This is a genomic window from Gordonia sp. SCSIO 19800 (genome assembly GCF_018132775.1).
Lineage (GTDB): Bacteria > Actinomycetota > Actinomycetes > Mycobacteriales > Mycobacteriaceae > Gordonia > Gordonia hongkongensis.
This window is the reverse complement of record NZ_JAGRQM010000003.1, coordinates 312,204-326,671: the sequence shown is the minus strand read 5'-3', so window position 1 is coordinate 326,671 and position 14,468 is coordinate 312,204. Positions and strand designations below refer to the sequence as shown.

12 protein-coding genes are annotated in these 14,468 nt (G+C 68.4%); 6 read left to right on the top strand and 6 right to left on the bottom strand.

What is annotated here, in order from left to right; genetic code table 11:
- Nucleotides 1-6: 6 nt before the first annotated feature.
- Complete coding sequence (locus KB201_RS05470) at nucleotides 7-771, bottom strand: alpha/beta fold hydrolase (RefSeq protein ID WP_078113555.1); 765 nt, start codon at nucleotides 769-771, stop codon at nucleotides 7-9.
- A 92-nt stretch (nucleotides 772-863) separates the two neighbouring features.
- On the opposite strand from KB201_RS05470, the gene KB201_RS05465 reads away from it, so the two are divergent.
- The gene (locus KB201_RS05465) at nucleotides 864-1,472 is read left to right on the top strand and encodes a TIGR03086 family metal-binding protein (RefSeq protein WP_078113532.1); all 609 of its coding nucleotides are present in this window, start codon (nucleotides 864-866) and stop codon (nucleotides 1,470-1,472) included.
- Here the strand turns inward: KB201_RS05465 and KB201_RS05460 are convergent.
- Together KB201_RS05460 and KB201_RS05455 are read right to left on the bottom strand one after the other, a co-directional pair.
- The gene (locus KB201_RS05460) at nucleotides 1,469-2,191 is read right to left on the bottom strand and encodes an aspartate/glutamate racemase family protein (protein WP_068970589.1); all 723 of its coding nucleotides are present in this window, start codon (nucleotides 2,189-2,191) and stop codon (nucleotides 1,469-1,471) included. The two genes, KB201_RS05465 and KB201_RS05460, sit on opposite strands and share 4 nt — an antisense overlap.
- Before the next feature lie 18 nt (nucleotides 2,192-2,209).
- The gene (locus tag KB201_RS05455) at nucleotides 2,210-3,721 is read right to left on the bottom strand and encodes an NCS1 family nucleobase:cation symporter-1 (RefSeq protein ID WP_068970590.1); all 1,512 of its coding nucleotides are present in this window, start codon (nucleotides 3,719-3,721) and stop codon (nucleotides 2,210-2,212) included.
- 246 nt (nucleotides 3,722-3,967) lie between these two features.
- On the opposite strand from KB201_RS05455, the gene allB reads away from it, so the two are divergent.
- From allB to KB201_RS05435, 4 genes are all read left to right on the top strand, one after another.
- Complete coding sequence (gene allB / locus KB201_RS05450) at nucleotides 3,968-5,341, top strand: allantoinase AllB (RefSeq protein ID WP_078113531.1); 1,374 nt, start codon at nucleotides 3,968-3,970, stop codon at nucleotides 5,339-5,341.
- A gap of 22 nt (nucleotides 5,342-5,363) precedes the next feature.
- A complete protein-coding gene (locus KB201_RS05445) occupies nucleotides 5,364-7,712 on the top strand; it encodes a helicase-associated domain-containing protein (protein ID WP_078113530.1) in 2,349 nt (782 codons plus the stop codon).
- Between the two features lie 55 nt (nucleotides 7,713-7,767).
- Nucleotides 7,768-8,697, top strand: coding sequence for an oxygenase MpaB family protein (locus KB201_RS05440; RefSeq protein ID WP_078113529.1), 930 nt, complete (start codon nucleotides 7,768-7,770; stop codon nucleotides 8,695-8,697).
- 75 nt (nucleotides 8,698-8,772) lie between these two features.
- Nucleotides 8,773-10,440, top strand: a complete 1,668-nt coding sequence (locus tag KB201_RS05435; RefSeq protein WP_321179980.1) for a DNA repair helicase XPB — start codon at nucleotides 8,773-8,775, stop codon at nucleotides 10,438-10,440.
- A 1-nt stretch (nucleotide 10,441) separates the two neighbouring features.
- On the opposite strand, the gene KB201_RS05430 is transcribed toward KB201_RS05435, so the two are convergent.
- From KB201_RS05430 to KB201_RS05420, 3 genes are read right to left on the bottom strand one after another with little or no spacing between them, the layout of a single operon-like run.
- Entirely contained in the window at nucleotides 10,442-10,846 is a 405-nt protein-coding gene (locus KB201_RS05430; RefSeq protein WP_211538558.1) for a type II toxin-antitoxin system VapC family toxin, read from the bottom strand.
- Nucleotides 10,843-11,115, bottom strand: a complete 273-nt coding sequence (locus KB201_RS05425) for a type II toxin-antitoxin system Phd/YefM family antitoxin (RefSeq protein ID WP_065631750.1) — start codon at nucleotides 11,113-11,115, stop codon at nucleotides 10,843-10,845. The genes KB201_RS05430 and KB201_RS05425 overlap by 4 nt, the downstream gene beginning before the upstream one ends.
- Before the next feature lie 38 nt (nucleotides 11,116-11,153).
- Nucleotides 11,154-12,830, bottom strand: coding sequence for a serine/threonine-protein kinase (locus KB201_RS05420; RefSeq protein WP_211538557.1), 1,677 nt, complete (start codon nucleotides 12,828-12,830; stop codon nucleotides 11,154-11,156).
- 97 nt (nucleotides 12,831-12,927) lie between these two features.
- Here KB201_RS05420 and KB201_RS05415 point away from each other — a divergent pair, with 97 nt between their 5' ends.
- The gene (locus tag KB201_RS05415; RefSeq protein ID WP_078113526.1) at nucleotides 12,928-14,094 is read left to right on the top strand and encodes a pyridoxal phosphate-dependent aminotransferase; all 1,167 of its coding nucleotides are present in this window, start codon (nucleotides 12,928-12,930) and stop codon (nucleotides 14,092-14,094) included.
- The last annotated feature ends 374 nt before the right edge of the window (nucleotides 14,095-14,468 follow it).

Sequence of the window (14,468 nt, the reverse complement as noted above, 5' to 3'; positions counted from 1 at the left end):
GCCGGCTCACTCCGCGCCGAGAAACTGGACGAGAACCGCGTTCACCGCCTGCGGCGCCTCGATCGGGATGAGGTGCGTCCCGGGGATCACGGCCAGCCGGGCACCCGGAATGGCGGCGACGACGTCGCCGCTGTGCTCGAGGGTCACCTCGTCGCGGTCACCCTGCATGACCAGCGTCGGTGCGGCGATCGCGGCCAGATCACCGAGATCGATCTCGGGTTCGGAGTTGATCATCGCCATCGTCTTGTCGAAGACGACCTGGAAATGCTCTGCCCCGTCCGGGGATTCCGACGCGTAGTCGGCAGCGAAGAACTCCATCAGCTCGTCGTCGGCGGAATCGAGCGCGTCGAGGATGCCGCCGACCGCCCGGCCCGAACTGTTGTAGTACTGGCCGATCAGGACCAGATGCCGGACCAGGTCGGGCCGCCGCAACGCGACCAGCACGCCCACCACCGCGCCATCGCTCCACCCGACGATCTCGGCGGGACCACCGACCACCTCGTCGAGGTACGCGATCGTCTCCTCGGCCATGTCCGCGTAGTGGAACTCGTCGGTCACGTCCGGGCTGTGTCCGTGACCGTGACGTTCCGGACAGAACACCTTCCACCCCGCGTCCACAAGGGCCGGCACCTGCCCGCCCCACGACGACGCACCCGAGAAGGCGCCGTGGAGCAGCACGAGCGGTTGCCCGTCGCCCTGGATCTCATGCCAGACACGGGTATTCGGCGTCGGATGACTGATGGTCGTGTACTCGCGGATCGGAGAGGTCACGTGACCACCGTACGGGGGCATCGGTGCGGCCGATGAGAAACCGGCGTCGAGCGGGTCAGCCCTGTCGAGTGCACACGACGAGAGGGAGTCCCATGCCCACCGACACCACCCGAGCACCATCGATATCGGCGGCCGCCGATCACATGCTCGCTCTGACCGCCACAGTCGCCGACGCCGACCTGGACCGTCCGACCCCCTGCGGCGACATGGATCTCGCCGCGCTGGTCGCCCACGTCGACGGCCTGTCCCAGGCCTTCGCGGCCGCGGCGCGGAAGGACTTCGGACCGCTGACCTCGACGCCGCCGGACCCGGCGCAGAGTCAGCTCTCGAAGCAGTGGCGTGACGACCTGCGTCGCCACGTCCACGACCTCGCCGACTCCTGGGATGACCCCGCCGCCTGGGACGGCATGACCCGGGCGGGCGGTGTCGAACTGCCGGCCGAGATCATGGGACTCGTGGCGCTGTCGGAACTCGTGCTGCACGGATGGGACATCGCACGTGCCATGGGCATCCCGTTCGACATCTCCGACGACATCCTCCAGGTCGTCTTCGACCTCCACTACCCACCCCAACCGCAGGAAGAGCGCGACGGCATGTTCGGGCCGGTGGTCGAGGTACCCGACGACGCACCCCTCGTCGACCGCCTCGCCGCCTTGACCGGACGGGATCCCCGGTGGCCGCAGGCGGCGAAGGCGGACTAGCGGTTGAACGGCCAGCCGGTGATCTTCTTCTCCCGCGGCGGGGCGTAGGTCCGTATCTTCGACGTCGAGAGCCCCATTCGGACAAGACCTTCGGCGATCGTGACCGCCGCCCGCACACCGTCGACGATCGGCACTCCGGTCGCCTCACGAACCTGCTCCTCGAGTTCGGCCATCCCGCCGCACCCGAGGCAGATCACCTCGGCGTGGTCGTCGCTGACCGCACGCGTGGACTGTTCCACGATCGCCTTCACGGCCCGCTCCGGGTCCGACTCGAGTTCCAGCACACCGAGTCCCGACGCCCGCACCGACGCGCACCGCTGGTCGAGGCCGGCGAGCTTGAGCCGGTCCTCGATGAGCGGGACCGTCCGGTCCAGGGTCGTCACCACCGAGAAGCGGTGTCCCAGATACATCGCCGTCGACGCCGCGGCCTCGGTGATGTCGACGACCGGCACCTCGAGGAGCTCCTGGAGTCCCTCTCGGCCGTGTTCGCCGTAACCGGCCTGGATGACCGCGTCATACGGTTCGGGGTAGGCGAGGATCGCGTCCATCACGGCGATCGCGGCGAGGTAGGACTCGAAGTTCCCCTCGCACGAGTCGGCGCCGAAACGCGGTGTGATCCCCACGATCTCGGTCCCCGGGGAGGCGACCGAGCGGGCCGAGTCGGCGATGGCCTCGGTCATCGACACGGTGGTGTTGACGTTGGCGACCAGGATGCGCACGGTGATGTCCTTTGTGGGTCAGTGAGTGCTGGCGACGGAGATCGACTCGCCCGACACCTCGGCGAACGGACCGCGACGGTCGGCGACCGCCAGGTACACGATCGCACCGAGACCGGCGCCGATGAACCAGGAGAACTCCGAGATCACCTCGAAGGCCGGGACGAAGGCCATCACCAGGGCGATGGCCGCAGTCGGGACGAGCGCGAGGATCGCCCGCATGTTGACCCCGTTCCGGTAGTGGTAGGCGGCGCCCGGTGCCTCGGTGAACAACGCGGGCACGTCGATTCGCGAACGGCGGACGAGCCAGTAATCGGCCATGACGATACCGAACAGCGGGCCGAGAAGGGCACCGAGTCCGCCGAGGAAGTAGTTGATCACCGCCGGCGAGTTGTAGAGGTTCCACGGCAGGATGACCAAGCCGATGATCGCGGCGACGAGCGCCGCGCGCCGGAAGTCGAGGTGGCGCGGGAACAGGTTGGACAGCGCGTAGATCGGCGCGACGAAGTTGGCCATGAGGTTCACGGCGACAGTGAGGATCAGCAGCGCGAGGCAGGCCAGCACCAGCAGGAACGTGTTGGGAACGGTCTGGACGATGTCCGACGGCGACTCGATGACGGTGCCGTTGATGCGGAACTGCGCTCCGGCGAGGGTGATCACGATGGCGCCGAAGAGCAGCATGTTCAGCGGGATGCCCCAGAAGTTCCCGCGCACGATCGCTTTTCGCGATTCCGCGTTGCGGGTGAAGTCGCAGAAGTTGAGGACGAAGGTCCCGTAGATCGCCACCCACAGGCTCGCGCCGCCGATGATCTGGAGCCACATGTCCACGCCGGTCAGCGAATCGGGCGTCGACCACGCGATGGTCCAGTCGGCGTTGCTCAGCATCCAGACGGCCAGGGCGACCATGGTGACCAGGATGACCGGACCGGCGAAGGCCTCGTAGCGACGGATCATCTCCATGCCGTAACTGACGATGATCACCTGGATCACCCACAGCGAGACGAACGAGATCCAGCCGAGGGTGGAGAGCCCGAGGAAACGGTTGGTGTCCAGGTCGGCGGCGCCGGGGAACAGCGCCACCAGCATGATTCGCAGGACGACCGACGCGAGGTAGGTCTGGATGCCGAACCACGCGATCGCCACCCCACCGCGGATGAGGGCGGGGATCTGCGCGCCGCGGAACCCGAACGAGATGCGGCTCATGACCGGGAACGGCACGCCCGTCTTCTCCCCCATGAAGCCGGAGAGATTCAGCAGCAGGAAGAGGAACACCCCACCCAGCACCAGGGCGGTCAGGATCTGCCACCCGCCGAGCCCGAGCGCGAACAGACCGATGGCGAAGGCGTAGTTGCCGAGACTGTGTACGTCGTTGGCCCACAACGTGAAGATGTTGTAGGTGTTCCAGCGTCGTCCGACGCGGCTGGTCGGTGCCAGGTCGTCGTTGTACAGCTTCGGACTCAGCCCGGCCGGGACGGTGCCGGTGACCTCCGAAACCGGTCCGTCGACGGGGGCTGTGTGCTGCTCAGTGCTCATGTCTGCACTTTCGGTCGGACGGTCATCGATGACCGCGCTCCTACACTCGCGGAGTTCCGTGATGTGGAATGAAGTTTCCGCGTTCGTGACAGTTAGCCTGACGATCGAGGCCGTTGTCAATAGCACGACACCGGCCTACTCGCGAGTTGAGTTCCGAAATGACACAGCTTCATTCCATGATGAGGAATAACCTGGGTTAGTCTCTGGAACGACACCGGACACGGCACCAGCAAGGAGTCCCGCCCCATGACCGCAGCACCCGATGCCCCGGCCGCTACTTCCGACGCACCGTTCGACCTGGTCGTGCGGGGTGAACAGACTCTCACCACGGCCGGCATCGTGGCCCGCGAGATCGGTATCCGCGACGGTCGGATCGTCGCGATCGAGCCCCTCGGCAGCGGACTGACCGGGGCCGAGGTCATCGAGCTCGCCGACGATCAGGTCATGCTCCCCGGACTCGTGGACACCCACGTACACGTCAACGAGCCCGGGCGCACCGAGTGGGAGGGTTTCGACTCGGCCACCCGGGCGGCGGCCGCGGGTGGTGTCACCACGCTCATCGACATGCCGCTCAACTCGATCCCACCGACCGTGAACGTCGACGCGTTGGCCGAGAAACGTGCTGCGGCACAAGGTAAGACGCACATCGACGTCGGATTCTGGGGCGGCGCCATCCCGGGCAACGAGGACGATCTGCGCGGCCTGCACGACGCGGGTGTGTTCGGCTTCAAGTGCTTCCTGCTGCATTCGGGAGTGGACGAGTTCCCGCACCTGACGGCCGACGAGATGGAAGCCGACATGGCCAAACTCGCCGAGTTCGACTCGCTGATGATCGTCCACGCCGAGGACTCCCGCGCCATCGACAAGGCCCCCTCCCCCGAGGGCGATGAGTACACCCGCTTCCTCGCGTCCCGTCCGCGCGGCGCCGAGAACCTGGCGATCGCGGAGGTCATCGAGCGGGCGCGCTGGACCGGCGTCCGCGCCCACGTCCTCCACCTGTCATCGTCGGACGCGCTGCCGATGCTGGCCAGCGCGAAGCGCGACGGTGTGAAGATCACTGTCGAGACCTGCCCGCATTACCTCACCCTGCTGGCCGAAGAGGTACCCAACGGCGCGACGGCCTTCAAATGCTGCCCGCCCATCCGCGAGGCCGGCAACCGTGAACTGCTGTGGGAGGGATTGCTGGCCGGCACCATCGACTGCATCGTCTCCGACCACTCCCCGTCGACCGTCGACCTGAAGGATCCCGAGAACGGCGACTTCGGGGTCGCCTGGGGTGGCGTGGCGTCGTTGCAGCTGGGATTGTCGCTCATCTGGTCGGAGGCCAAGAAGCGCGGCATCGATCTGCCGCAGGTCATCGAGTGGATGGCGTCGAAGCCCGCCGACCTCGCCGGTCTGCCGACGAAGGGCCGCATCGCCCTCGGTTGCGACGCCGACTTCGCGATCTTCGAGCCGGACTCCGCGCAGATCGTCGACGTCAACCGCCTCCACCACAAGAATCCGGTGAGCCCGTACGACGGCCGTGCGCTCGCCGGCGTGGTCAGGGGCACCTGGGTTCGCGGGCAGAAGGTGGACTTCGAGACCGCCCGGGGCCGGATGCTCCGGCGCGGCGACGTCTGACTGCCCCGGTAAGCTGGGCCGAATGAGTTCGGATGACCAGCACACCGGCCTGGCCGATGAGTTGGCGGCGCGTTCCGACGACGCGCTGACCGAGCTCCTCCTCGAGCGCCCCGACCTCGCCTCACCGACGCCGTCGGGGACGCGGGTACTGGCGCAACGGGCCTTGTCGGCGGCGTCGCTGTCCCTGGCGGGCGAGGATCTCGACGTCCTCGCCGTCGCGGTGCTCGAGGAGGTCACCGCGCGCCACAGCCGCAGTCCGGTCAAGAAGAGGCGCCCGTCGGTCGCGACGGTGGTCAAAGCACTGTCCGGACGCGCCGACTCCGACGAGATCCATGCCCGGATCGATCTGCTCCGGCACCGCGCGATCCTCTGGGGCGACGACTCGTCGCTGTGCGCCGGTGAGCACGTCGAATCCGCGATGCCGTGGAAGGCCAGGCACCTCACCGGGCCTCTCGTCGGCCGGTCCGGCGAGGAGATCGCCGCGCTGATCGCCGGTCTCGACGAGCGGCCCCTCGAACTGCTGCAGACCCTCGCCCGCGGACCGGCGCTGGGCCGCAGCCGCGATGCGGCACCCGACGCCGACCCGGATTCCCCGGTCGCGCGCCTCATCTCGTCGGGCCTGCTGGCCCGCGTCGACACTCACACCGTGGAGCTCCCGCCGATGGTCGGTGCCATACTCCGCGACGAACCACCCTGGCACACAGACGTTCTCACACCACCGCCGTTACACGAACCCGGCGCCAAGCCCCGTTTCGGGGCCAAGGCGGTCGACGCGGCCGCCGGCGGCGAGGCACTCGAACTCATCCGTCACCTCACCCAGCTGATCGCGGTCCTCGGCGCGACGCCGGCGGCGGTGCTCCGCTCCGGCGCGCTCGGCGTCCGCGAGCTCCGTCGTCTGGCGAAGCTGACCGGTCTCGAGACACAGCGGGTGGCGTTCCTCGTCGAACTCGCCGCCTATCTCCGCCTCATCGACGCGGGCTTCCCGGATCCCCCGCCGCCCAACGATTCCGGCGAACAGTCCTTCGCGCCCACCTCCACCGCCGACACCTGGCTGCACCAGCCGCGCGAACGCCAGTGGCTCGCGCTGGCCGACGCCTGGATGCACATGCCGCGCCGCGCCTGGCAGGTCGGCGAACCCGATCGCGACGGCAACGCGCTGCCGACGCTGGGCTCCGACCTCCACGACGCGTACGCCCCGGTGCAGCGTCAGCTCATCCTGTCCACCCTCGCCCACGCCGACCCCGCGGTGGGCGTCCCCGCCGACACTCTCCTCGCGAACCTGCACTGGCACCGCCCCCGTCAGATCCGGCGCTTCAGCGGCCGCGTCGTCGCCGAGACCCTGCGTGAGGCACGGGAATTGGGACTGGTCGCGCACGACGCCCTGACCACCGTCGGTCGTGCGTACACCATCGAGGAGTCACCGGACTCCGACCCCGCCGACGTCGACGCCGCGGTGCTCGCCGCGATGCGCAAGGCCCTGCCCGAACCGGTGGACCACTTCCTGACCCAGGCCGACCTGACGCTGACCGTACCCGGCCCGATGACGCCCGAACTCGCCGAACAGGTGGAGCTCGTCGCCGATCTGGAATCGGGCGGTGCGGCGTCGGTCTATCGGGTCTCACCCGAGAGCGTGCGCCGAGCGCTCGACGCGGGCCGCAGCAGCAACGAACTGCTCTCGATGTTCACGAAACACTCGAGAACCCCGGTGCCACAGTCACTCACGTATCTCATCGACGACGTCGCACGACGCCACGGCCAGTTGCGCGTGGGCGTCGCGTCGGCGTTCATCCGCTGCGAGGACCCGACGGTGCTCGCCGCCGTGCTGCGCAGTGCGGCCGCCGAACCGCTTGCGCTTCGCGCGCTGGCACCCACGGTCGCGGTGTCGCCGTCGGAGGTCCGCGACGTCATCGATCAGCTGCGGGCGGCGGGATTCGCACCGGCAGGCGAAGATTCGTCGGGGGCCCTGGTCGACCTCCGCGAACGCGGCAGCCGGGTCACGGTGTCGCGGGCACGGCGGCAGGCCCAGCCCCGCCGGAACGCGCCGTCGGAGGCGCAGCTGCGGTCGGTGGTGACACGAATCCGCTCGACCGACCGGGCGGCGGCGGCGACCCCGGTGCGCGGCGCCGTCACGACGACCCCGGTGCGAGCGAGCGGCGGAGGCGAATCCGCCACCGCGCTCATCCAGCTCGCACTCCGCGCCAACCGCAGGCTGCGCGTCGGATACGTCGACGCACAGGGATCGGCGAGCCGGCATGTGGTGACCCCGAAGATCCTCGGCGCCGGCCAACTCGTCGCCGTCGAGGAGGGCAGCGATGACGAGCAGCGGTTCTCGCTGCACCGCCTCACCAGCGTCGAGCTGCTCGACGCCTGAGTCCAGCGGGTAGAGACATCCTGTGAAAGACGTCTCATCCTTGGTAGCCTCGGGTATGACCGCGGCATCGAAACTCCCCGCTCGCGAACATCTCGGCCTCGTCGCCGACACCTACCAGCACGACCTCGTCGCGCGGATGAAACCCGCGCCGAAGCGTCGCCGGGTGAAGCGGCCGGTCGATCTGGTCACCGCCATCGGGCCTTCTCTCGCCGGCACCAACGTGATCATGCAGCTCGCCAATCCGAAGGTCGGGTACGGCGTCCACGAGAGCCGCGTGCCGTCGGGCAATGCGATCAAGCGGCCCATCAAACGGGGGCGCACCACCGGCACGTTCCTCGCCGTCGCACTGATGGGCTCCGACGACGACAAGGCCTACGTCCACGAGGCCGTCGGCCGCATCCACGACGAGGTGTACTCCACCCAGTCGAGTCCCGTTCGCTACAGCGGGAACGACTCGCGTCTGCAGCTGTGGGTCGCGGTGTGTCTGCTCAAGTACTTCATCGACCAGTACGAACTGCTCTATGGTCCGCTGAGCGCCGAGGAGAAGCAGATGGTGCTCGACGAGGCGCACCCGCTGGGCACCGCACTCAACGTTCCCCGGGACAAGTGGCCGGCGACCTACGACGAACTGCTCGTCTACTGGAACGCCGAATTGTCCTCACTGCGCATCGACGACCCGGTGCGCGACGAGCTCCGCAGCCTCGCCGACCTGTCTTTCCTGGAGTACCGGGTCGGAAAGCTCGGCACGCTGCTCCACGCCACGATCGGGCCGTCGCTCGCCTACGCGATCAAGGCCGGGTTGCCGCCGGAGTTCCGCACGATGATGCGGTGGCGGTGGACCGAACGCGACGAACGCCGCTATCAGCGGGCGCTTGCCGGCTTCCGCCGCGTCGACCCACTGGTGGCACCCGTTCTGCGCGGGATCTTCCGGCTCAACATCATCGACCTGCGGGTCCGTCGCAAGCTCGGCATCCCCGTCTTCTGACTTCGCCGGGGTCTCTCGCGTCACAGCGCAGGCCCGACGCTGACAATCGTCGGTGCGATCTGGACAATGGAGCGGGTGACCGATGGACCCCTGATCGTGCAATCCGACAAGACGCTGCTGCTCGAGGTGGATCACCCCGACGCCGCGGCGGCGCGCGCGGCGATCGCACCCTTCGCCGAACTCGAGCGCGCCCCCGAGCACGTCCACACCTACCGGGTCACCCCGCTCGCGCTGTGGAACGCCCGCGCCGCAGGTCACGACGCCGAACAGGTCGTCGATGCACTCGTGACGTACTCGCGGTACGCGGTGCCCCAGCCGCTGCTGATGGACGTCGTCGACACGATGGGCCGGTTCGGTCGCCTGCAACTGGTCAAGCATCCGGCGCACGGGCTGACCCTCGTCAGCCTCGACCAGGCGGTCCTCATCGAGGTGATGCGCAACAAGAAGGTCGCCCCGATGCTGGGTGCGCGCATCGACGACGACACGGTGATCGTGCACCCGTCCGAGCGCGGTCGCCTCAAGCAGGTGCTGCTGAAGGTCGGCTGGCCGGCCGAGGACCTCGCCGGATACGTCGACGGCGAGGCACACGCCATCGACCTCGCCCAGGACGACTGGCAGCTGCGTGACTACCAGGAGATGGCAGCCGACTCGTTCTGGGCCGGCGGCTCGGGTGTGGTGGTGCTCCCCTGTGGTGCCGGCAAGACGATGGTCGGCGCGGCGGCGATGGCCAAGGCCGGCGCGACGACGCTGATCCTGGTGACCAACACGGTCGCCGGTCGCCAGTGGAAACGTGAACTCATCGCGCGCACGACGCTCACCGAGGAGGAGATCGGCGAGTACTCCGGCGAGCGCAAGGAGATCCGTCCCGTCACCATCGCGACCTATCAGGTGATGACGCGGAAATCGAAGGGCGAGTACAAGAATCTCGACCTGTTCGACTCCCGCGACTGGGGCCTGATCATCTACGACGAGGTCCACCTCCTCCCCGCACCCGTCTTCCGGATGACCGCCGACCTGCAATCACGTCGTCGACTCGGCCTCACCGCAACCCTGGTCCGCGAGGACGGCCGCGAGGGCGACGTCTTCAGCCTCATTGGACCCAAGCGCTACGACGCCCCGTGGAAGGACATCGAGGCACAGGGCTGGATCGCGCCGGCCGACTGCGTCGAGGTCAGGGTGACCCTCACCGACGAGGAACGCCTGCAGTATGCGGTGGCCGAGCCCGAGGAGAAGTACAAGCTCTGCTCGACGGCCCACACCAAGGTCAACGTGGTCAAGGCCATCCTCGACAAGCACCGGGGTCAGCAGACCCTGATCATCGGCGCGTACATCGATCAGCTAGAGGAACTGGGCCGCGAACTCGACGCCCCGGTGATCCAGGGATCGACGAAGAACAAGGAACGCGAGGTCCTGTTCGACCGGTTCCGCTCCGGCGAGTTGCAGACCCTCGTCGTGTCTAAGGTGGCGAACTTCTCCATCGACCTGCCTGAGGCGTCGGTCGCGGTGCAGGTGTCGGGGACGTTCGGGTCACGCCAGGAGGAGGCCCAGCGGCTCGGCCGGTTGCTGCGCCCGAAACGCGATGGCGGACAGGCACATTTCTACTCGGTGGTGTCGCGCGACACCCTCGACGCCGACTACGCGGCACACCGTCAGCGGTTCCTCGCCGAGCAGGGATACGCATACCGCATCACCGACGCCGACGATCTCCTCGGGCCGACGATCGGTGAGGGTTCAGCCGGCTGAATCACAACTCGGCGCCTGGAGCGACCACCGGATGACCAAGCGCAGACGCAGCCGCCGTGAGTCGTTGGTCGTAGGCGACGAACGCGGTCATCTCGGCGCGGATCACGGTTGCCGAGGCCAAGTGCAGGGCGTCGAGCGAACGCAGCGACGAGGGCCCGATCGAGTCGGCGACGTCGATGACAGCGTCACCGAGTGGGATCAGATCGAGGGCGTCGAGAAGATCGCGCGCCCGCTCCGCCACGCCCGGGCTGCCATCACGCAACGCGGTGCGCATCAATTCGACTCGTCCCAGCGCGCTCGTCACGGTCGGGACCCCTGGATGCATCGCGAGCCACTCGATCAGCGGTGCGGTCTCGGCCTCGCGCACCACGAGTTTCACCATCGCTGAGGTGTCGAGATAGATCAACGATCCTCGCGAACCTGGTCGAGGACTTCGGTGAGCGCGCGCGTCGGCAACGTCTCGGGGTGCAGCCCGGTTATGCCGCCCGCACTGCGGGCCGGCACGAGTATCCCGGCCTCGATGAGCGCGTCTCTACTTCTTTCCCCCGCAGACACCGGGACCAACCGCGCAACCGTGCGGCCGCGGTTGGTGATGGCCAACTCTTCCCCGGCCTCGACTTGCGCCAGATACTGCGAGGCGTGCTGCCGAAGCTCGCGAATGCCGATCGTCCTCATTCCCGCATGGTAGCACTTCGTGTGCTACTTGAGACGGCTCAGGTCTCGACGAGGCAGTACCCGATCGACTCCGGCTCGTAGAAGACCCACTTCGTCTCCTCGCCCGAGCAAGTCACCGACGCATCCGACCGCGTCGTGACACGGGCGAGGACGGTCTGCGCCGTTGCGGCGCTCGTGCAGGGGGCTTCCCGGTAGTCGGCGAGGGAGCCGCCCGACAGCGGCACCAGGTAACACAGGTCCTCGTAGAAATTCGGTGTGAGACAGACCTTGTCGGAGCTGCCCGGGAAGGTGAGCGTCGAGTTCTGCGGGCTTGCACACGACGACGACGCGGCGATCTTCGACGCGGTGTAGAAGTTGAGACCGGCCGAGTCGCAATCGACTTTCGACGCGTTCACGCTCGTTGACGACGCGGCGTCGGTCGCGATGCCGATGCACTCGCCGACCTGCACGTCCCCCGGTCCGTTGACCGCCGACGTCGAGGAGTCGGTGGTGCGGGGAGCAGACGTGCCGGCGCCGGAGGTCGGGGTCTGCGGCCCAGCGGCTGTGGTGGACCGCGACGTCGAGGTGTCGCTCGCGGTGGGGGCGCTCGACACCTGCGTCAGGACGTAGACGACCCCGGCCGCGATCGCGAGAACGAGGACGGCCGCGAGTGACCCCAGTGCGATCAGCAGCCCGGACCGCTTCTTCGGTGGTGGTGGCGCGTAGCCACCCTGCGAGGGGAACCCGCCGAGGTAGGTCCCCGGTTGCGACTGGTAAGGCGAATACTGCTGCGGCCCTTGCGGATAGGACACGGGGTTCACCGGAACGGGCGGGGCCACCGGAACCGGCGGCACGGGCGACGGTGCGCGCACCGTCGGCTCCTTGGACAGCTGAGGAACGGTGAGCGCGCGTTCGAGGTCGACGGCGAAGTCGCGGCACGACCCGTACCGGCGGTCCGGCTCTTTCGCGAGGGCGCGACCGAACACCGCGTCGACGTCGCCCGAGATACCCGGGCGCAGGGTCGACGGTCGCGGCGGCATCGCCTGCAGGTGGCCGGCGATGATCGACGCGGTGCCGGCACCTTGGAACGGCGGCCGCCCGGTGAGCAGTTCGAAGACGGTGGCCGCGAGCGCGTACTGGTCGGCGCGGCCGTCGACCGGATCGCCGAGCAACTGTTCGGGTGAGGCGTACGCGACGGTGCCGAGGAAGACGTTGGTCGAGGTGAGGTGGCTGACGTCCTGTTCCGACTTGGCGATCCCGAAGTCCGCGAGCAACACTCGCGGCTCGGGTCCACCCGCGCCCTGCAGCAGGATGTTGGCCGGCTTGACGTCGCGATGGAGCAGCCCCGTCGCGTGGGCCCGGTCGAGCGCGGCGCCCACCGCGCGCACGATCGCGATCACCGTCGCGGTGTCGAGCCCCCGCGGATTCTGCCGAAGCAGCTTCAGCGCATCGATGCCGTCGATGTACTCCATCGCGATCCACAGGTGGCCGTCGTACTCACCGGAATTGAAGATCGTCACGATCGACGGGTGGACGACGCTCGAGGCGTGCTCGGCCTCTTTGACGAACCGCTGCCGGTACATCGGGTCGCGACTGAGATCGGCGGGCAGTACCTTCAGCGCCTCGTTCCGTGGCAAGTGCGGGTGCCTCGCAAGGTAGATCTCGCCCATGCCACCCCGGCCGACGAGTCGGATGATGGTGTAGCCGGCGAAGTGCTCGCCGGGATTGCGCGGCATCGCTCCTCCTCATCCGTGTCGGCGACTGGGGTCAGTCTGTCACCCCCGCAGCGCCCACCGCGACCGTTGAAGAGAGGACCTGTGCCACTGTTGGAACATGTCCTCCGCGAACCGGACAGTCGACCGCCTGCGTCCGTTCACCACGACGATCTTCGCCGAGATGTCGGCGCTGGCCGTCGAGCACGACGCCGTGAACCTCGGACAGGGCTTTCCCGACACCGACGGGCCGGCATCGATGCTCGATGCCGCGCGCGAGGCCATCAGCGACGGTCGCAATCAGTACCCGCCGGGTATCGGTGTGCCGGAGTTGCGGCACGCGGTCGCGCGGCAGCAGCGTGACCGGTATGGCCTGGACTATGACCCCGACCGCGAGGTGTTGATCACGGTCGGCGCGACCGAGGCGATCGCCGGTGCCGTCGTCGGTCTGGTGGAGCCGGGTGACGAGGTCATCATGATCGAGCCCTACTACGACGCCTACGCCGCCGCTGTCGCGATGGCCGGGGGTGTGCGGCGCGTCGTGCCGCTGGTCCCCGACGGCGACGGCTTCCGCTTGGATCGCGACCGTCTCGCCACGGCCTTCGGACCGAAGACGTCGATGGTGCTGGTGAACAGCCCACACAATCCGACGGGGACCGTGCTGTCGACCGACGACCTCGCCGAGATCGCACGGCTGTGCGTCGCGCACGACGTCATCGCCGTCACCGACGAGGTCTACGAATACCTCGTCTTCGACGGACGGACGCACACCCCGCTCGCGGCGCTGCCGGGTATGCGGGCACGCACCCTGCGGATCTCCAGCTCCGGCAAGACCTTCAACTGCACCGGCTGGAAGGTCGGCTGGGTGAGCGGTCCGCCCGAACTCGTCGCCGCGGCGCGGACGGCGAAGCAGTACATGTCCTATGTCGGCTCCGGGCCGTTCCAACCCGCGGTGGCGCACGCGCTGGAGCACGAGTTGGAGTGGGTCCGCGAGTCGGCGCGGGGGCTGCAGGCCAAACGCGACCTGATCTCGACCGCGCTGTCCGACGCCGGTTTCGCCGTACATCGCAGCGAGGCAACCTATTTCGTCTGCGCCGACCCTCGTCCCCTCGGCGTCGACGACGGCATCGAGTTCTGCCGATCGCTGCCCGAACGCATCGGCGTGGCCGCGGTACCGGTCAGTGTGTTCACCGACGACCGCGAACCCTGGCACCACATGCTCCGGTTCGCCTTCGCCAAACGCGACGAGGTGATCGCCGAGGCCGCCGAGCGGTTGCGCCGGTTGTGACTCCCCCTCCGCTGGTCGAGCGGGCACCCCCCGCTGGTTCAACCGGCCCCGCCCCCGCTGGTTGAGCCGGCCCCGAGCGCAGCCGCCGGGCCGAGCAAGCGACGAAGGAGCGCGTCGAGGTCGAGGCGCCGAGTCGAAACCACCTGGCGACCACCCCCGCTGGTTGAGCCGGCACCGAGCGCAGCGAGGCGCCGAGTCGAAGCCACCTGGCGACCACCCCCGCTGGTTGAGCCGGCACCGAGCGCAGCCGCCGGGCCGAGCAAGCGACGAAGGAGCGCGTCGAGGTCGAGGCGCCGAGTCGAAGCCACTTGGCGACCACCCCCGCTGGTTGAGCCGGCACCGAGCGCAGCGAGGCGCCGAGTCGAAGCCACTTG

What these genes read in the sequence shown, in the direction of transcription:
- KB201_RS05465 (WP_078113532.1), top strand. Translation starts at nt 864, where the DNA reads ATGCCCACCGACACCACCCGAGCACCATCGATATCGGCGGCCGCCGAT.
- KB201_RS05455 (WP_068970590.1), bottom strand. Translation starts at nt 3,721, where the DNA reads ATGAGCACTGAGCAGCACACAGCCCCCGTCGACGGACCGGTTTCGGAG.
- allB (WP_078113531.1), top strand. Translation starts at nt 3,968, where the DNA reads ATGACCGCAGCACCCGATGCCCCGGCCGCTACTTCCGACGCACCGTTC.
- KB201_RS05445 (WP_078113530.1), top strand. Translation starts at nt 5,364, where the DNA reads ATGAGTTCGGATGACCAGCACACCGGCCTGGCCGATGAGTTGGCGGCG.
- KB201_RS05440 (WP_078113529.1), top strand. Translation starts at nt 7,768, where the DNA reads ATGACCGCGGCATCGAAACTCCCCGCTCGCGAACATCTCGGCCTCGTC.
- KB201_RS05425 (WP_065631750.1), bottom strand. Translation starts at nt 11,115, where the DNA reads ATGAGGACGATCGGCATTCGCGAGCTTCGGCAGCACGCCTCGCAGTAT.
- KB201_RS05420 (WP_211538557.1), bottom strand. Translation starts at nt 12,830, where the DNA reads ATGCCGCGCAATCCCGGCGAGCACTTCGCCGGCTACACCATCATCCGA.
- KB201_RS05415 (WP_078113526.1), top strand. Translation starts at nt 12,928, where the DNA reads ATGTCCTCCGCGAACCGGACAGTCGACCGCCTGCGTCCGTTCACCACG.